Below are 16,776 nucleotides of genomic sequence, written 5' to 3'. Positions count from 1 at the left end.
GGGGTGGGGAGCGACATCCTTCAATGAAGCAGGGGGTTCGATGTCGTCTCGTGCTCGATGGGTGGCGGTCGCCGCCGCTCTCGCATTGACCATCACGCCGGCCGCGCTGCCGGCCCGGGCGGCGCCCGGCGAGCCGGCGCTGACATTGGCGGCCGGGGAGGCCGCGCTGGTCCGGTTCCGGCTGCCCGACGAGGCCGCGCTGCAACGACTGGTGCATCAGGGCGCCGACCTGGCGGCCCGGCCCCGCACCGAGCAGGGCGCGGTGCTGGTCGACCTCGTCGTGGACCAGGACCAGCTGACCGGGCAGGGGGCCGTGCCGGTCCAGGTCATCCAGCGGTCGGCGCAGGCGCCGCGGACGTCGGCCCACCGGCAGGCCATTCAGGCCGACACGCTGCAGTTCCTGCAGGCGTACTGGTGGACGACCGGCGGCCGGACGTTCCTGCAGACGCAGGTGGCCACGACCGCGACCGACGACCCGGACGTCGAGATCACGGTGACCTGGCGGACGGCGGACGGCGCGACCGGGTCGTTCCCGCTGGTGCGGTTCTCCGACTCGGGCGAATACCAGTACCACTACACGCTGCCGCGGCCCCTGCCGGCCAAGCCGGTGCAGGTCACGGCCTCGTCCAGCCTGGGTGGGACGTCACGGGCGGTGACGCCGGCCGCCTGGCCGGGCGCCACCCCGCCGGCCGCCCCGAGCGGATATCAGAAGGACTTCGTCGACGCGTACATGACGCCGGTCGACGTGCGGGCACGGATCAAGCGACTGGCCCGGCAGTACCCGGCGCTCGTCGACGTGCTCGACCTGCCCAACAAGACCCAGGGCTATCGCCGTACGGCCGTGGGCTACCTCGGTGATCCCGCCGCGGCCGCCGTCGTCGTGGAGTCGGTGCGGTTCGGGGATCAGGGCCTGAACGGCGTCCAGGTGCGGACGGTCGATCCGGGCCTGCCCAACCGCCCCCTGTCAGCGACGTACCGGGATCGAGTCTTGACCTTGCGCCTCGCCACTGACGCCGGCGGCAAGGTCATCAGCACGACCGATGATGTGGCGGCGTTCATCACCGCGCGTTATCCGCAACAGTTCCGGGCGTTCGTGGAGGAGGGCTCGGCCGGGATTCCGATGCCGGTGACCGGTCCCGTACGGCTTGACGACGGGCTCAAAGGCACCGAGGTGCCCCGCGCGCCGTGGACCGTGCAGGCGCTGCGCATCGGCAAGGTCCGCGACGGGTCGAAGCCGGGCGTGCTGGCGTACTCGCAGGAACACGCGCGCGAATGGGCCACGCCGCTGGTGACGCTGGAGTTCGCGGAACGGTTGCTGGCCAACTACGCGACCGACGCCGCCACCCGGGAACTGGTCGACGCGGTGGACGTGTTCGTGATCCCGACGGTCAACCCGGACGGCGCCAACTACTCGTTCAACGACTACAACTTCCAGCGCAAGAACCTCGTCAACCACTGCACGGGCACGTCGCGCGACCCGCGCAACCGGGACTCGTGGGGCGTCGACCTCAACCGCAACTACACGGTGGGGTCGTACTTCGACGGGTATGTCGGGGCCAGTGCCAACTGCCTGTCCGGCACGTACGCGGGCACGGCCGAGCTGTCCGAGGCCGAGAGCGGCAACGTGATCGCCCTGGCCAAGGCACATCCGAACATCGGGCTGGCGATGAACGTGCACAGCTACGGCGGGTACTTCATGTGGCCGCCCGGCGCCTACCGGGCCGACGGGCGGGTCACACTGCCCCGGCCGTCGATCGACGAGTCGAAGTTCTTCCTGGACAGCGCGCGGCGGATCGTGAGCGCGATCTCGGCCGAGCGCGGCACGGTGACGTGGCCGTCGTACACGGGGCCGGTGGCCGACGTGCTGTACTCGGCGGCGGGCAACTCGGCCGACCAGCTGTACTACGAGCTGGGCATCGACGCCTGGGACTTCGAGGTGGGCAACGACCGGTGGAACGAGACGACCCAGCAGTGGGAGGGGGTCGGGTTCCAGCCGCCGTTCGACGAGGCGCACGGCGAGTCACAGGAGTACGCCGGCGGGCTCGTGGAACTCGTACGGGTGGCGCGGGACAAGGCGGCTGCCCAGGAGTAACCGCTCACATCGTTTGGTGCCGTGCCGATAGTTGGGGTACAAATTATTGGCACGGCAACGAACGGAGAGGGCACTGACATGAAGGTTCGCCAGTGGTTCCACGAGACGTTCGACGACTGGTGGTTCCGGTCGCTGATCGGCCCGGCCCAGACCAAAGGCGCCGTGCAGGGTTGCGACGAGGGCGCCCGCGAGCAGTGGAAGCGTGACCTCGAGCGGCGCAAGGCCTACACCCGTGAGCAGCGCGAGCGTAAGCGTCAGGCCCGGCTCTAACGTCTGACGTCGTCCCCGATCAGCGCGGCCAGGTCGTCGCGCGTCGGGGCACCCTCACAGTCGCCCGGGACGGTCACCGCGAAGGCGCCGGTGGCGATGGCAGTGGTCAGCCGCTCCTCGGGGGCGGCCCCGGCCAGCCGGTCGGCGAGATAACCCGCCACGAACGCGTCGCCGGCGCCGACCGGGTCGACCACGGTGACGGACAGCGCCGCCTTGCTCAGCCGCACACCCTCGATCAGGGCCGAGCAGCCCCGGCCGCCGTCCTTGACGATCACCTCGGCCGGGCCCAGTTCGGCCAGGTTGGCCGCCACGTCGCCGGGGTCGACGAACAGCTCCGCCTCCTCGGGCGAGGCGAAGACGATGTCGGCCCGCGAGACCAGGTCACGCAGCACGGGCGCGGCGTCGAACCGGCTCCACAGCTTGGCCCGGAAGTTCACGTCGACCGACACGGCGACGCCGGCCGCCCGGGCGGTCTCGACCGATTGGAACACCGCCGCGCGGGCCGTCCCGCTCAGCGCCGGCGTGATGCCGGTGACGTGCACAATCGACGCGTCTTGCAGCTCGTGGGCGGGGACGTCGGCCGGGGAGAGCCGCGAGCCCGCACTGCCCGCCCGGTGATAGTCGACCTGGGCGAACTCGCCGGACCGCCGGTGGCGCACCATCAGGCCGGTGAACGACTCGTCGGTGACGGCCAGCGTGCGCACACCGGCCGCGGCGATCCGCGACGCGATCAGCGCGCCAGTGGCGTCGGGACCGACCCGGCCCAGCCACGTCGCCTCGCCGCCCAGCCGGGCCACGCCGATCGCGACGTTGCTCTCGGCGCCGCCGATGCCGAACGAGAAACTCTTGGCGTGGCCCAGGGGGCCGATGCCGTCCGCGGCGACCAGGCCCATGGTCTCGCCAAAAGTGAACAGCCCGGGGCTCATGAGCGGGCGAACTTGACCGCGCTCACCGCGTGGCGGGCGCGGTTGGCCAGGGCGGCCAGGCTGCCCCCGGTGACCGCGTCGCCGAGCAGCGGGCCACCGACACCGACCGCCTTGGCCCCGGCCAGCAGCCAGTCGGCGATGTCCTCGATCTTGACGCCGCCGGTCGGCATGACGTTGACCTGGGGCAACGGGCCGCGTACGTCACGCAGCCAGCGCGGGCCGAGGCCGGCCGCGGGGAACACCTTGACCAGCGGAGCGCCGGCCAGGTGGGCCTGATACATCTCGGTCGGGGTGGACGTGCCCGGATAGAAAGGCAGCTCGGAGCCCCGTACGAGCTCGGCGTCGAGCACCGGGGAGACCAGGAACTCGGCCCCGGCGTCGGCCGCGGCCTTCGCGTCGTCGGCGGTGAGCACCGTGCCGGCGCCGACCGCCACCGAGGCCGGCAACTGGCGGCGCAGACCGGCCAGCGCCTCGATGGCGCCGCGCGAGGTGAGCGTCACCTCGAGGGCGGTGATGCCGTTGCCCGCCAGCACTTCGGCGACGGCGGCGAAATAGTCAGCCGTGGGAGCCCGCAGGATGGCGACGATCCCGCTGTTGACCACGGCGGCGGACACGGCGTCGAGGGGAGCGCTCTGGTCTGTCACACCTTTCGATCCTGCCCGATCTCCGCCAAACCCTCCAGGGGCTCCGACCGTGCGGGACGTCTCAACAATCCCCGGGCCCGGCCGTTCGGCGCCGCGGGCGGCGCGGGTGGTGTCGTATCGATGCCCAGCTCCTCGCGGATGGCCGCCTCGAACTGCTGCACGACGAGCGGCACCTGGGTCAGCAACTCACGGAAATGAATCTCGGGCTGCACCCCGACCACGGCGGCCGGGTTCATCTCGCCGTGCAGCTTCTGCAGCAGCAAATGCACGGCCAGGGCGGCGCTGCGCACCGGGCCCGACGCGAGCAGCCGTACCTGCATCAGGGGCGCGCCCACCTCGTCCAGGTAGACGAGCGCGGACACCGGCTTCTCCCCCGCGTCGTAGGCCGCGCGCAGGCGGAAGGTGTCGCGCTCGAAAACGGCGAGCAACGCGACATATGCCGCCTTCCGTTCCTCGTACCACCTCCGGGTGCGCCGGCGGCGGCTGAGCAGGTAGTCGTTACGGGCGGACGTGAGCTGGACCGCGGCCGCTCCGGCCAGGGCGAACAGTGCTGCGATGAGGGGCAGCCCCCACCACGGGACGTTAGACACGCGCTAACGGTAGCGACGCCGCGCCCGGCGGTCGCGCCACGCCGTCCGATCGTGACCGCCCGGCGACCAAAGCTGACCTATCCGGCCATCCGGGACAGCTCAGCGTCGATGACGCGTGACGCTTCGTCGCCCTTGTCCGCTTGACTTCAACCTCGGTTCAGCTTGCAGAGTCGCTGCATGAGAGCTGCTGTGTTCGACAGGTTCGGTCCGGCCGACGTGTTGCATGTGGTGCACATCCCCGACCCGCAGCCGGGGCCGGGTGAGGTGCGGGTGCGCGTGCTCGCCGCCGGTGTTCAGCCCTTCGACGTGGCCGTGCGGCAGGGGAACATGCCGTGGGCCAAGGTGGAGTTTCCGCAGACCATCGGTCAGGAGTACGCCGGGGTGATCGACGCGCTGGGTGCGGGCGTACGGGATCTGGCCGTGGGTGACCCCGTGCTCGGGTCGACGATGCTCAACGGTCACGCGGAACTGGTGGTCGTGGCGGCCGAGAACGTGGTGCGCAAGCCGCGCGAGGTCGACTTCCCGACCGCCGCGGCCCTGGTGGCCGCGGCCCAGACCGCCGGTGGCGCGCTGCTCGAACTCGGGGTCGGCCCGGGTGACGTGCTGCTCGTGCACGCCGCCGCGGGCAGTGTCGGCACTGTCGCCACGCAGCTCGCGCGTCTGGCCGGGGCCACGGTGATCGGCTCGGCGAGCCCGGAGAACCATGACCGCGTGCGGCGGCAGGGTGCTGTGCCGGTCACGTACGGCCCGGGGCTGGTGAGCGAGGTGCGCGAACTCGGACTGCAACCGACGGTCGCGCTGGACGGTGCGGGGGCGGAAGCGATCGCGCAATCCGTGCAACTCGGCATCGCCCCCGAGCGCATCGGCACGGTCGTCGACGACAAGGCCGCCGCCGAGCACGGCGCCCGGGTGGTGCGCGCCGGCCGCGACCCGAAACGCCTCGCGCACGTGATCGACCTGGCCGCGCAGGGCAAAGTGCGCATGCCGGTGCAGGCCTTCCCGCTCGCCGACGTGGTCGACGCGCACCGGGCCGTCGAGTCCCGCCACAGCCACGGCAAGGTCGTGCTCATCGTCGAGCCGTAACCGCCGGCCGCGTCAGCTGCGGGCCTGGACGAAGAGGTCGATGCCGTCGAGAAGGCGGGCCAGGCCGAACTCGAAGAGCTGGTCGAGGCCGAAATCGAAGCCGTGCTCGGTCAGTTCGCGGAAGTGATCGATCGCGCCGGAATCGATCATGCCGGTGAGCAGGCCGGATTGCGTTTGCAGCCACTGTTCGCCGGTCATGCCGGTTTCGCGGACGGCCTCGTTCTCGATCTCCAGGGCGGTCGAGAGGCCCCGCACGAACGTGAACAGCAGAATCTGGACGTACATGCGTTCGCTGCCGGTCAGGGTCGTGCCGTCGAACGCGGTCAGCACCCACTCGGTGAGCAGCACCCCGTTCGGCGCGAGCTGCGGACGGGTCAGCGACATCGACGGGCCCAGCCACGGGTGGCGCTGGAAGACGGCCCACTCCTCGCGAGCGCACACCTCGAGCGCAACACGCCAGTCGGCCGGAGGCCGGGGCGGCAGCCGCACCGTTCCCAGAGCCACATCCATCATTGCCAGGACGAGTTCCTCCCGCCCCGGCACGTGCCGGTAGAGCGACATCGTGGCCACGCCGAGCTCGGCCGCCAGTCGTCGCATGGTCAGCTCGGCCATGCCGTGCTCGTCGGCGATCGCCGTCGCGACCCGCACGATCCGGTCCCGGTTCAGCTCGTGCTCGCGGCGTGGCACCGGCCCGGCGACGACCGTGCCCACGCCGGGCCGCGAGATCGTCAACCCCTGTTCGCGCAGCGTGGCGTGCACCTTGGTGGCCGTGGCGATCGCGACGCCCCACTCGCGGGTGATCGCCCGAGCCGACGGCACGCGGTCCCCCGGCTGCAGCAGGCCGGACTCGATGCGCCGGCGGATCTCGCCCACGATCCGCCGGTACGGGGCCTCCGTACTAGTACGCTCGCTCGCCATGACGGCACTGTACTAGGGCACTTTGCGTGCGGACAGGCCCACTTCTAACGTCCTAGTACATGCGAGGACACAGTACGCAGATGCGAGTCCTGATCTCCGGTGGCGGCATCGCGGGTCCGTCCCTGGCCTGGTGGTTGCACCGCGCGGGGGCCGACGTGACCGTCATCGAGCGGGCGCCCGGCCCGCGCCCCGGCGGCCATGCGGTCGACGTACGGGGAACCGCCCGCACGGTCGTCGAGCGGATGGGACTGATGCCCGCCGTGCTGACCGACCGGGTCGACGAGCGTGGCGTCGCGCTGGTCGACGCCCGCGACCGCCGCCTGGCGTCGATGCCGTCCGACCTCTTCGGTGGCGAGGGCATCGTCGCCGACATCGAGATCTCCCGGGGCGACCTGTCCCGCATCCTCCTCGAGGCCACCGCCACGACTACCGACTATCGCTACGGCGACCGGATCACGGCCCTGCGTCAGGACGACGGCGGCGTCGACGTCACGTTCGCGAGCGGCGGCACCGAGCGTTTCCACATCGTCGTCGGCGCGGACGGCGTCCACTCCGGAGTGCGCGCGCTCACCTTCGGCTCCGAGCCCGAGTTCGTCCGCCCGCTGGGCGGTTACGGCGCGTACTTCACCGTGCCCGACCCCGGCGACCTCGACCACTGGTTCCTGATGTTCAACGCGCCCGGCGGCCGGGTGGCCGGGCTGCGCCCCGAACGCGGTGGGACGGCCAAAGCCAGCCTGAGCATCCGCACCCCCGAACGCCTGGGCCGGCTCGACCGCGCGAGCCAGAAACGGCTGCTCGCCGAACGGTTCGCCGGGGTCGGCTGGCGGGTGCCGTCGTTCCTGGCCGCCCTGCCCGGGGCCGACGACTTCTATTTCGACTCCATCGACCAGGTGCGCGTGGACCGCTGGGCGCGCGGCCGGGTGGTGCTGCTGGGGGACGCCGGCTACTGCGGCTCCCCACTGGCCGGCCTGGGCACGAGCCTGGCCCTGGTCGGCGCGTACGTGCTGGCCGGCGAGCTGGCCGAGGCGACGTCGCCGGAGGCCGCGTACGCCGCCTACCAGTCCACGATGGCCGCGTACGTGGCCGACGGCATCCAGTTGCCCCCGGGCGGCATGGCGGCCTTCGCCCCCAACAGCCGGCTGACGATCCGCCTGCGCGCGCTGTCGATGAACTCGATGAGCCGCTGGCCGATGAAACACCTGCTGGCCGGCCACTTCACCAAAGCCGAAGCGATCACGCTGAAGGACTACGCGGCCCTGACCCCTAACCTGTGATCATGAGCGGCTCCTACGTGGCGCGGATGCGGGCGCTGGTCGGCCACGAACCACTGGTCGTGGCAGCGGCCGGTGTGCTCGTCCGTGACCACCGGCATCGGGTCCTGCTGCAGGAACGCTCCGACGACCGGACCTGGTGCCTCCCCGGCGGTGCCGTGGAACCGGGCGAGCAACTCGAGGATGCCGCCCGCCGGGAGCTGCGCGAGGAGACCGGCCTTCTCGCCGGGGCGCTGACCCTGCTCTCGGCACGGTCGGGCCCGGACTGCTTCCTGGTCTACCCCAACGGCGATCAATGTCAGGTGATCTCGCTGATCTACCGGGCCGAGTCCTGGTCCGGGCACCTCGACGTGACGGACCCGGAGACCGCGGACCTCCGGTTCTTCGACCCGCTCGGCCTGCCCGCGATGAACCCGTTCAACCGCGCGCTCTTCGCCCACCTGGCCGCGGACGGCCACCTGAACCCCGGTGGTTGATGATCCCATTTCCGGCATAAATGTCTGAGCTACTTCGTGATTCCCGGGACGGACCAGGGCGTGACCCCGCAAGGTGTCACTTGGCCGATCAACCAGGACCACGGGGGGACACGTGCACCGGAATCGGACGAAACTTCTTGCTGCCTCCGGACTGGTAGCCCTGACCGCAGCCACCGGCGGCATCCCGGCGCGAGCAGCCGAGCCCGAACCGCCGCAGCTGCTCGCCCTGCCCCTGCAGACACTCGCTTTCACCACCATTGCCGGTCGTGCGGCCGGCTCCGGGTTCTCCGCCACCACCGAGCCGGCCTCGAACGCCACGGCGTCGCTGAGCAGAGCGGTCCTGCCCGGCAGCGAGACAGCACCCGGCAGCACGGTCTCGTCGGGCAGCACAGCTTCGTCCGGTGGCGGGGTCTCTTCTGTTGTCCCGGTCACGCCGGCCGCGCCGTTCAGCCTGATCGGCGCCACCTGGGCCGACCCGCACGCCGAGGTCGACGGACAGGTGCAGGTGCGCACGCGCGCGATCGGCTCGACCCGGTGGACCCCGTGGCAAACGCTCGAGACCGACGGTCACGCTCCGGCCGACGTACGGGGTGCTTCCGACCCGCTGTGGGTCGGCCCCTCAGACGCGGTCGAGGCCCGAGCAACCGGCGCCGGCCACCCGCTCCCCCAAGGCCTGCGCCTCGACTTGATCAACCCGGACGCGCAGGACCAACCCGCGCGCGATCGGGCGCAGAACGACGCTTCGCGCGCACAAGCAACGGACAACTCCACGCACGAACGAGCACTGAGCGACCGGCCGTCGCAAGTGGCCGGCAAACGAGCACTGAACGACACTCCCCGCGCACAGGGGGGAGACGACATCGCGCGCAAACGAGCAGAGAACGAGTACGCGACCTCGTCGCGCACAGCTGCGCACGATTCGGAATTCATGGTGCGCGGGGCGGCACGAGGACCGGCGGACGTGGTGCGCGGGGCTACACAGGGGTCGCCCAACTTGATGCGCGAACCCGGGTTGTTGTCGCGTGGGATCGCGCGGAGGCCGCCCGATGTATTGCGCGGGACTGCGCGCGAACTTGGGCTGTTGCGCGGAAGTGCGCGCCAAACGACGGTCTTGTCGCTTCGGGATGAGCGGAAGCCGGCCGATGTCGCGCGCGGAGCGGCGGCGTTGTCGCGTGAGGATGCGCGAAAGCCCGCCGATGTCGCGCGCGGAACGGCGGCGTTGTCGCGTGAGGATGCGCGAAAGCCCGCCGATGTCGCGCGCGGAACGGCGGCGTTGTCGCGTGAGGATGCGCGAAAGCCCGCCGATGTCGCGCGCGGAACTGCGGCGTTGTCGCGCGCGACGGCGGCGGTGGCGCGTGGGGATGCGCGGAAGTCGGCGGTTCCGTTGCCGGCGCGGCCCGTGCCGCGGATGGTCACGCGCGGGGGTTGGCGGGCCAACGAGGCCATCGTCAAGGGCACCGCCGAATACACCGGGCCCACGCAGGTCTTCTTCGTGCATCACACGGCCACCGGGAACGGCTACAGCTGTGCGCAGTCGGCGAGCATTGTGCGTGGCATTCAGGCGTATCAGGTGCGCAGCCGCGGGTGGGACGACGTGGGCTACAACTTCCTGATCGACAAGTGCGGCACGGTGTTCGAGGGCCGCCGCGGCGGGGTCGGCCGCACCGTGCTGGGGGCGCACACCGCGGGGTTCAACGCCGACGCCAGTTCGATCGCGGTGATCGGCAACTACGGCGGTGTGCGGGTGTCGCCACGGGTGCGGACTGTGATCGCTGCCGTGGCCGCGTACAAGCTCGGGGCGTACGGGAACGCTCCTGGCGGCCGGGTCGTGCTCACCTCCGGCGGCGGCCCCCGGTTCCCCAAGGGTCAGCGGGCCACCCTGTGGCGGATCGCCGGGCATCGCGACGCCGGCCTCACCGCCTGCCCGGGTAACGCGCTCTACGCCCAGTTGCCGAGCATCCGCGCGGTCGCCGGGGCCGCCCCGGCCGGTGTGCACGTGCTGCGGATCGGCGGCACCGCGCTGGCGGCCCGGCGCTACTTCAGCCGGGGTCTGATCCAGCCGGTCTGGACGACCAGCACGCCGAGCGCGCTCATCAACCGGTTCGAGGTGTGGGTGGACGGTGTGCTGCGCACCGCGGTCCCGAACAGTCACCGCACGACCCGCCTGCGCCTGACGCCGGGCAGCCACACCTTGACTGTGCGGGCCATGCACCTGTCGGGCCGTTCGACCACGGTGAGCAGCCGGGTCGTCGTCGACGCGGACAGCCCGGTCTTCGCGGCCAAGCCGGCCCTCGCGTTGCGGCCGGGCACGGTCAGCGCCGGGGCGGTGCCGTTGCGGCTGCGGTGGAGCGTCGGCGACGGGGTGGCGCTGGGCTCGGTCGGGCTGACCCGGCCGCTGGCGATCGACTTGGGCTTGACCGCGCGTACGAGGGACGTGGCGGCGCCGCCCAACCGGGCCACGCCGTTCACGGTGCGAGCGCTCGACCGGGCCGGGAACGCCGCGAGCGCCACCGTCACCCGTACGCCGTGGGTGGTCTCGGAGGTCTCGGCTCAGCGCCGCGGGGCCTGGCGCGCGCTGCGCAACGGCGGCTATCTCGGTGGCACCGCGGTCGCTTCGAGCACGCGGGGGGCCAGTGCGAGCTGGACGTTCAGCGGGACCTCGGCCGCGCTGGTGTTCAGCCAGGGTCCGCGCGCGGGCCGGGTCGGGGTGTTCGTCGACGGACGGCCGCAGGGCATGGTCGATCTGCACTCGGCGAGTTCGGCGCCGCGCCGGGTCGTGTGGTCGCGTTCGTGGCCGACGGGCGGCGAGCACACCGTCCGGGTGGTGGTCGAGGGCACCAGCGGCCGTCCGGGGGTGGCGCTCGACGGTCTCGTGTATCTGCGCTGAGTAACTGACAGAAGATGTCAGCTTCCGGGGGAAGGATCGCGTCCATGAGGGGAATCGCAACACTGGCCATGATCAACCTGGACGCGTCCGATCCCGCCGCGCAGGCTCGCTTCTACGCCGCGGTGCTGGGCTGGGAGGTGCTGCACGCGCAGGACGAGTACGCGATGATCGGCGACGGTTCGACCAGCCTGGGCTTCGGCCGGGTGCCGGGTTATTCGGCCCCCGGCTGGCCCCGGGAGAGCGCACCTAAGCGCTATCACCTGGACTTCTACGTCGACGATCTGGACCGGGGCGAGGAGCAGGCGCTGGCCTTGGGCGCGACCAAGCCGGTCGAGCAGCCCCAGCCGGAGCGATGGCGGGTGCTGCTCGACCCGGAGGGCCACCCGTTCGACATCTGCCTAAAAAGCTAGGGCCTGCGTCACCAGGCCCGTCAGCATCCAATCGGCGATGCGGTCGAAACCGGGCTCGCGGCCCTGGCCCCCTTCGGCCAGGGCCGCCGCCAGTTCCGGGAAGTCTCCGCTGGCGACCGCCTCACCGATCAGCGCGATCTGCTCCTCCTGCGGCGTCGCAGGGCCCGTCTCGGCCGTGACGAACGAGGCCACGAAGCCGGTCATGAGCGCGATGATCTCCATCTTGGCCGGCCCGTCGAGGCCGGTCGGCGCGAGCGCGGCCAGACCTTTCTCCAGGTAAGCGAGCATGTTGCGCCCGGTGAGCCGCCGGTTGGGCAGGGCCGCGGGCAGCCACGGGTGTGTGAGCATCAACTGCCGCTGGGCCCCGGCCAGCGCGATCAGGTCCGTACGCCAGTCGCCGGTGGCCGCGGCGATGGTGAGGTCGCCGCCGGCCCGGTCGACCATCAGGTCGAGCAACCGGTCCTTGTCGGGCACGTACGTGTAGAGCGACATCGCGCCCGCCCCGAGCTCCTGGGCGATCCGGCGCATCGTGACCGCCTCCAGACCCTCGGCGTCGGCGATCCTGATCGCGGCCTCCACGACCTGCTCCCGGGTGTGCGACGGCGGGCGTCCGCGGGGCATCGATACCTCCTGCTAGTATTTCCGGTACGACGTACGATAAATGCGGGGGTAGCTATGCGAAGACTGCCACTGTCCCTTCGACTCCTGGCCCGCCGGGGCCCCGAGGCCCCGTACGAGGTCCGCCGTGAGACCGCCCTGACGGTTCCCGCAGCCGACGGAAGCCCGCTGATGACCGACCACTACGCCCCGGTGACCAGCGAGCCCTGCCCGACCGTGCTCGTCCGGGCCCCGTACGTGCGAAGTGGTTTCCCCTTCAATCTGTTCTTCGGCGTCCGCTTCGCCGAGCAGGGCTTCCACGTGGTGATGCAGAGCAGCCGCGGCACGGGCGGGTCGGGCGGCCGGTTCCACACCTGGCGCAACGAGACGGCCGACGGCCGGGCCACTGTCGAGTGGCTGCGCAAGCAGCGCTGGTTCACCGGCGACCTGTTCACTGTGGGTGCCAGCTACATGACCTACACGCAGGCCGCCCTGGCCGTCGACGCGCCGCCCGAGTGGCGGGGCGCCGTGATGCAGGTCGGCGTGACCGATCCGCACAAGTTTTTCTGGCCCGGCGGCGCGTTCGCGCTGGAGCGGTCGATCGTCGGCGGCCTCAGCCTGGTGCAGGGCGAGGTCACCGCGTGGGGCATGCTGCGCGGCGCGCTCCGCATGAGACGCCGGATGAGCCGGGCCACCCTCGGACTCCCACTCCTGGACGCCTATCCGTCGGCCATCGGGGGGCGGCGGCCGGCGCTCGAGGAGTGGCTCGACCACCCCGAGCCGGAGTTCTGGCAGGACGTCGACATGACCAAGGTGACCGCGGCCATGGACGTGCCGACCAGCCTGCTCACGGGCTGGTGGGATCTCGCGCCGAGCCAGGTCATCGAGCAGTACATCGCCATGCGGGCGGCCGGACGCGACGTCGACCTGCTGATCGGCCCGTGGACGCACACGAACTATCTCGAGCGGGACTGGCCCGAGGTGTTCGCCCAGGCGATGCGCCGGTTGCGCCGCGAGCCTCCGGCCTATCAGGTACGGGTGCACGTCGGCGGCGTCGGCGAGTGGCGCGACCTGCCCGCGTGGCCGCCGCCGGGCGCCCGCCCGCTGGCCCTGCCGCTCGACCAGCTCACGGCCGAGCGCGGGTGGTCGTTCCGCTACGACCCGGCCGACCCGACCCCGTCGATCGGCGGCCCGCTGCAGTCACCGACGCAGGGCCAGGTCGACAACGCGCCGCTGGAGAGGCGGGCCGACGTGCTGCTGTTCACCGGCAAGCCGCTGGAGGAGCCGCTGACGGTGATGGGCCCCGTCCGCGCCGAGCTGGACGCTTCGACGACGGCGGCCAGCGGGGATCTTTTCGTCCGGCTGTGCGACGTCGACCCGGCCGGCCGGTCGATCAACATCTGCGACGGGCTGACCCGGATCACGGCCGGCGCCCGGCACGTCGTCGACCTGGGCCACACCGCCCACGTGTTCCGGCCCGGCCATCGCGTACGGGTGCAGGTGAGCGGCGGCGCCCATCCGCGTTACCTGCGCAACTACGGCACCGGCGAGCCACCCGGCTGGGCCACCGAGCTGGTGCCGACCGAGACGACTGTCCACCCCGGCTCCATTCTGGAGTTGACCATGGTTTAGCCGTCCTCGGCGTGGGGGTAACACGTGCGCCGCTACCCCCACTATCGAGGAGTGTCATGTCCACCCAGGGCGTCTTCTACATCATCGCGATCATCCTGCTCGTGCTCGCGGCCCTGCCGATCACGACCCGCGGCGTGAGCCTGGCCCTGCTCGGCGCCGCTTTCGCCCTGCTCGCCTACGCCTGGCCCGTCCTCACTGCGTGACACGCCGGTAAATGACCGCCTGCCACGGCTCCAGCGTCAGATCCTGCGGGGCCGTGGCCAGGTTGGTGAGCAGCAGTTCCGCGCCCGACCAGTCGTCGTCCAGTTCGGCCTTGACCGCGGAGCCGGAGAAGTTGCCGATCACCAGCAGTTCCGTGTCGCCGAGGCGACGGGTGAAGGCGTACAGCTGCTCGTGGTTGGGCAGCACCATCGTGAAGTCGCCGTCGACGACCGTGGGCTCGGTGTGCCGCAGCTCGATCAGCTTGCGGTAGTAGTGGAAGACCGAGTCGGGGTCGGCCCGCGCGGCCTCGGCGTTGATCTCGGGATAGTTCGGGTTGACGGCCAGCCACGGCGTCCCGGTGGTGAAGCCGGCGTGCTCCGAGGTGTCCCACTGCATCGGCGTACGGGCGTTGTCGCGACCGCGGGCCCGCAGCACGGTGAGCACCTCCTCGGGCGAGCGGCCCTCCTGACCGGTGGCCTGCGCGTACTGCCCGAGCGCCTCGATGTCGCGGAAGTCGTCGATCGTACGGAAGGGGAAGTTGGTCATTCCCAGCTCTTCGCCCTGGTAGACGTAGGGCGTGCCGCGGTGCAGGTGCAGCACCGTGCCGAGCATCTTGGCCGACGCCACCCGGTGGTCGGGACTGTCGTCGCCGTATCGCGAGACCGCGCGCGGCTGGTCGTGGTTGTTCCAGTAGAGGCTGTTCCAGCCCACCTCGGCCAGCCCCGCCTGCCACCGGTTGAAGATCGCTTTCAGGTTCGTGAGCTGCAGCGGCATCAGCAGCCAGGGGTCGGCGCCGCGGTCGGCCCAGACGTGGTCGAACTGGAAGACCATGTCGACCTCGTGCCGCGCGGGGTCGGTGAACAGGATCGCCTCGTCCACCGTCACGCCGGGCATCTCGCCCACGGTCAGCTTGGCGTCGCGGCCGGCGAAGACCTTGGCGTGCATCTCCTGGAGGAACTCGTGCAGCCGGGGGCCGTTGATGAACCCGGCCGAGCCGTCTCCGTACGAGGAACCGGCGACCACGCGGCCGTCGGGCAGCGGCAGCACCTTGGAAATCATGTTGATGACGTCCATCCGGAAGCCGTCGATGCCCCGGTCGAGCCACCAGTTCATCATCGCGTAGACGGCCTCCCGGACCTCCGGGTTCTCCCAGTTGAGGTCGGGCTGCTTCTTCGAGAACAGGTGCAGGTAGTACTCGCCGGTCTTCTCGTCGAGCTCCCAGGCCGAGCCGCCGAACACCGAACCCCAGTTGGTCGGCTCGGCCCCGGGCGTGCCGGGCTCGAGGCCCTCGCGGGCGGGCTGCCACCAGTACCAGTCGCGTTTCGGGTTGTCCTTGCTCGACCGGCTCTCGACGAACCAGGGGTGCTCGTCCGAGGAGTGGTTGACGACCAGGTCCATGACCAGCTTCATGCCGCGGGCGTGCACCCCGGCCAGCAGCTCGTCGAAGATCTCGAGGGTGCCGAAGACCGGCTCGATGTCCTGGTAGTCGCTGATGTCGTAACCGTTGTCGTCCTGCGGCGACGGATAGATCGGGGACAGCCAGATGACGTCGACACCCAGTTCGGCCAGATGGTCCAGGTGGGCGATGATGCCCCGCAGATCACCCATGCCGTCGCCGTCGGCGTCCGCGAAGCTTCGCGGGTAGATCTGGTAAACGACCGCGCTCTTCCACCAGAGATCCGTCATGGGTCTTCTCTAACACGAGAACGCCCGGTCAAACCGGTGGGCATACTAAGCACGTGTTAACTACCGGAATGAGGCATTTGTCGTGAAGGTGGCCATGCTCGGCCCGATCGCGTGGCGAACCCCGCCCCTGCATTACGGCCCCTGGGAACTTGTGACCAGCCTGATCACCGAGGGCCTGGTGGAACGCGGCATCGACGTGACGCTGTTCGCCACCCTGGACTCGATCACCAAGGCCGGCCTGGACGGGGTCGCGCCGACCGGTTACGAGGAGAACGCCGAGCTGGACGGCCGGGTCTGGGAGGCGCTGCACGTCGGGCACGCGCTGGCCCGCTCGGGTGAGTTCGACCTCGTGCACAACCACCTGGACTGGCTGCCGCTGGCGTTCTCGCAGTCGTGCCGGGCGCCCATGGTGACGACCATCCACGGCTTCTCCGGATCGAACATCCTGCCCGCGTACCGCCGCGGCCGGTCCGCGTACGTGTCGATCTCGGACAGCGACCGCTCGCCCGACCTCGACTACGTCGGCACCGTGCACCACGGCATCGACCTGGACGGGCTGCCCGTGACCGAAACCGCGGGAGACGACCTGATCCTCTTCGGCCGCATCCACCCCGACAAGGGCACCGACCGGGCCATCGAGATCGCCGCGCGGGCCGGCCGGCGGCTGGTGATGTGCGGGATCGTGCAGGACCGGGCGTACTTCGAGGAGCTGATCGAGCCGCGGATCGACGGCGACCGCGTGGTCTACCGGGGCTCGGTCGGGCCGGACGAGCGCGGCGCGATTCTCGGTTCCGGGCTGGCACTGCTGCATCCGATCCGGTTCGCCGAGCCGTTCGGCCTGTCGGTGGTGGAGTCGATGGCCTGCGGGACGCCCGTGATCGCGTACCGGAAGGGCTCGATGCCCGAAGTGGTCGACGAGGGCGTAACCGGGCATCTCGTCGCGAACGTGGACGAGGCGGTGGCGGCCGTCGGCCGGGTGCACAACATCGACCGGGCAGGTTGCGCGCAGCGGGCCCGGGAACGGTTCTCCCGCGACCGGATGGTTGAGAACTACCTGGAGATTTACCGGAAAATCGTCGGCTGAATAGCGGTT

16 protein-coding genes and 1 pseudogene are annotated in these 16,776 nt (G+C 70.9%); 11 read left to right on the top strand and 6 right to left on the bottom strand.

The genetic code is table 11. From position 1 onward, the window contains the following. Nucleotides 1-40: 40 nt before the first annotated feature. Both BKA14_RS40105 and BKA14_RS40100 read left to right on the top strand, forming a co-directional pair. Nucleotides 41-2,092: a M14 family zinc carboxypeptidase gene (locus BKA14_RS40105; RefSeq protein ID WP_184955944.1), complete on the top strand. Its 2,052-nt coding sequence runs from the start codon at nt 41-43 to the stop codon at nt 2,090-2,092. Nucleotides 2,093-2,170: 78 nt separating this feature from the next. Next, the gene (locus tag BKA14_RS40100; protein WP_184955943.1) at nt 2,171-2,362 is read left to right on the top strand and encodes a hypothetical protein; all 192 of its coding nucleotides are present in this window, start codon (nt 2,171-2,173) and stop codon (nt 2,360-2,362) included. Here BKA14_RS40100 and BKA14_RS40095 read toward each other — a convergent pair. Genes BKA14_RS40095 through BKA14_RS40085 form a run of 3 tightly spaced genes read right to left on the bottom strand, consistent with a single transcriptional unit; the run spans nt 2,359 to nt 4,522 of the window. After that, the gene (locus tag BKA14_RS40095) at nt 2,359-3,288 is read right to left on the bottom strand and encodes a sugar kinase (RefSeq protein WP_184955942.1); all 930 of its coding nucleotides are present in this window, start codon (nt 3,286-3,288) and stop codon (nt 2,359-2,361) included. The genes BKA14_RS40100 and BKA14_RS40095 overlap by 4 nt on opposite strands. After that, nucleotides 3,285-3,932, bottom strand: coding sequence for a bifunctional 4-hydroxy-2-oxoglutarate aldolase/2-dehydro-3-deoxy-phosphogluconate aldolase (locus BKA14_RS40090; protein WP_184955941.1), 648 nt, complete (start codon nt 3,930-3,932; stop codon nt 3,285-3,287). Before BKA14_RS40090 ends, BKA14_RS40095 begins: the two co-directional genes overlap by 4 nt. After that, a complete protein-coding gene (locus tag BKA14_RS40085; RefSeq protein WP_184955940.1) occupies nt 3,929-4,522 on the bottom strand; it encodes a hypothetical protein in 594 nt (197 codons plus the stop codon). Before BKA14_RS40085 ends, BKA14_RS40090 begins: the two co-directional genes overlap by 4 nt. A 177-nt stretch (nt 4,523-4,699) precedes the next feature. On the opposite strand from BKA14_RS40085, the gene BKA14_RS40080 reads away from it, so the two are divergent. Further along, nucleotides 4,700-5,605 (top strand): NADP-dependent oxidoreductase, encoded by a 906-nt coding sequence (locus tag BKA14_RS40080; RefSeq protein ID WP_184955938.1) that lies wholly within the window; start codon nt 4,700-4,702, stop codon nt 5,603-5,605. Between the two features lie 12 nt (nt 5,606-5,617). Here BKA14_RS40080 and BKA14_RS40075 read toward each other — a convergent pair whose 3' ends face one another. Then, entirely contained in the window at nt 5,618-6,523 is a 906-nt protein-coding gene (locus BKA14_RS40075; RefSeq protein WP_184955936.1) for a TetR/AcrR family transcriptional regulator C-terminal domain-containing protein, read from the bottom strand. A gap of 80 nt (nt 6,524-6,603) precedes the next feature. On the opposite strand from BKA14_RS40075, the gene BKA14_RS40070 reads away from it, so the two are divergent. The 5 genes and pseudogenes from BKA14_RS40070 to BKA14_RS40055 all read left to right on the top strand — a co-directional run bounded on the left by BKA14_RS40070 (nt 6,604) and on the right by BKA14_RS40055 (nt 11,567). Next, complete coding sequence (locus BKA14_RS40070; RefSeq protein WP_184955934.1) at nt 6,604-7,797, top strand: FAD-dependent monooxygenase; 1,194 nt, start codon at nt 6,604-6,606, stop codon at nt 7,795-7,797. A 2-nt stretch (nt 7,798-7,799) separates the two neighbouring features. Beyond that, on the top strand, nt 7,800-8,270 hold the full coding sequence (locus BKA14_RS40065) for an NUDIX hydrolase (protein ID WP_184955932.1): 471 nt from the start codon (nt 7,800-7,802) through the stop codon (nt 8,268-8,270). A 73-nt stretch (nt 8,271-8,343) separates the two neighbouring features. Then, nucleotides 8,344-8,910 (top strand): annotated as a pseudogene (locus tag BKA14_RS45795) (hypothetical protein); the annotation flags it as partial. 768 nt (nt 8,911-9,678) lie between these two features. After that, a complete protein-coding gene (locus tag BKA14_RS40060) occupies nt 9,679-11,157 on the top strand; it encodes an N-acetylmuramoyl-L-alanine amidase (RefSeq protein ID WP_184955931.1) in 1,479 nt (492 codons plus the stop codon). Between the two features lie 44 nt (nt 11,158-11,201). Further along, nucleotides 11,202-11,567 carry a VOC family protein gene (locus BKA14_RS40055; protein ID WP_184955930.1) on the top strand — a complete coding sequence of 122 codons (366 nt, stop codon included), beginning with the start codon at nt 11,202-11,204 and terminating at the stop codon, nt 11,565-11,567. Here the strand turns inward: BKA14_RS40055 and BKA14_RS40050 are convergent. After that, complete coding sequence (locus BKA14_RS40050; RefSeq protein ID WP_184955928.1) at nt 11,556-12,188, bottom strand: TetR/AcrR family transcriptional regulator; 633 nt, start codon at nt 12,186-12,188, stop codon at nt 11,556-11,558. The genes BKA14_RS40055 and BKA14_RS40050 overlap by 12 nt on opposite strands. Before the next feature lie 54 nt (nt 12,189-12,242). Here BKA14_RS40050 and BKA14_RS40045 point away from each other — a divergent pair, with 54 nt between their 5' ends. Then, nucleotides 12,243-13,796 carry a CocE/NonD family hydrolase gene (locus tag BKA14_RS40045; protein ID WP_184955927.1) on the top strand — a complete coding sequence of 518 codons (1,554 nt, stop codon included), beginning with the start codon at nt 12,243-12,245 and terminating at the stop codon, nt 13,794-13,796. Nucleotides 13,797-13,852: 56 nt separating this feature from the next. Next, nucleotides 13,853-13,999: a hypothetical protein gene (locus BKA14_RS40040; protein ID WP_184955926.1), complete on the top strand. Its 147-nt coding sequence runs from the start codon at nt 13,853-13,855 to the stop codon at nt 13,997-13,999. On the opposite strand, the gene BKA14_RS40035 is transcribed toward BKA14_RS40040, so the two are convergent. Further along, a complete protein-coding gene (locus BKA14_RS40035) occupies nt 13,989-15,683 on the bottom strand; it encodes a glycoside hydrolase family 13 protein (RefSeq protein WP_184955924.1) in 1,695 nt (564 codons plus the stop codon). The two genes, BKA14_RS40040 and BKA14_RS40035, sit on opposite strands and share 11 nt — an antisense overlap. Nucleotides 15,684-15,765: 82 nt before the next feature. Here BKA14_RS40035 and BKA14_RS40030 point away from each other — a divergent pair, with 82 nt between their 5' ends. Next, nucleotides 15,766-16,767: a glycosyltransferase family 4 protein gene (locus tag BKA14_RS40030; RefSeq protein ID WP_203722137.1), complete on the top strand. Its 1,002-nt coding sequence runs from the start codon at nt 15,766-15,768 to the stop codon at nt 16,765-16,767. The last annotated feature ends 9 nt before the right edge of the window (nt 16,768-16,776 follow it).

This window comes from Paractinoplanes abujensis, assembly GCF_014204895.1.
Taxonomy (GTDB): Bacteria; Actinomycetota; Actinomycetes; order Mycobacteriales; family Micromonosporaceae; genus Actinoplanes; species Actinoplanes abujensis.
The sequence above is the reverse complement of the archived record's forward strand: the minus strand, read 5'-3'. Positions and strand labels throughout refer to the sequence as shown.

Coding starts and splice junctions, on each gene's coding strand:
- BKA14_RS40105 (WP_184955944.1), top strand. CDS start 41: ATGTCGTCTCGTGCTCGATGGGTGGCGGTCGCCGCCGCTCTCGCATTG.
- BKA14_RS40100 (WP_184955943.1), top strand. CDS start 2,171: ATGAAGGTTCGCCAGTGGTTCCACGAGACGTTCGACGACTGGTGGTTC.
- BKA14_RS40095 (WP_184955942.1), bottom strand. CDS start 3,288: ATGAGCCCCGGGCTGTTCACTTTTGGCGAGACCATGGGCCTGGTCGCC.
- BKA14_RS40080 (WP_184955938.1), top strand. CDS start 4,700: ATGAGAGCTGCTGTGTTCGACAGGTTCGGTCCGGCCGACGTGTTGCAT.
- BKA14_RS40075 (WP_184955936.1), bottom strand. CDS start 6,523: ATGGCGAGCGAGCGTACTAGTACGGAGGCCCCGTACCGGCGGATCGTG.
- BKA14_RS40070 (WP_184955934.1), top strand. CDS start 6,604: ATGCGAGTCCTGATCTCCGGTGGCGGCATCGCGGGTCCGTCCCTGGCC.
- BKA14_RS40065 (WP_184955932.1), top strand. CDS start 7,800: ATGAGCGGCTCCTACGTGGCGCGGATGCGGGCGCTGGTCGGCCACGAA.
- BKA14_RS40060 (WP_184955931.1), top strand. CDS start 9,679: ATGGTCACGCGCGGGGGTTGGCGGGCCAACGAGGCCATCGTCAAGGGC.
- BKA14_RS40055 (WP_184955930.1), top strand. CDS start 11,202: ATGAGGGGAATCGCAACACTGGCCATGATCAACCTGGACGCGTCCGAT.
- BKA14_RS40050 (WP_184955928.1), bottom strand. CDS start 12,188: ATGCCCCGCGGACGCCCGCCGTCGCACACCCGGGAGCAGGTCGTGGAG.
- BKA14_RS40045 (WP_184955927.1), top strand. CDS start 12,243: ATGCGAAGACTGCCACTGTCCCTTCGACTCCTGGCCCGCCGGGGCCCC.
- BKA14_RS40040 (WP_184955926.1), top strand. CDS start 13,853: ATGTCCACCCAGGGCGTCTTCTACATCATCGCGATCATCCTGCTCGTG.
- BKA14_RS40035 (WP_184955924.1), bottom strand. CDS start 15,683: ATGACGGATCTCTGGTGGAAGAGCGCGGTCGTTTACCAGATCTACCCG.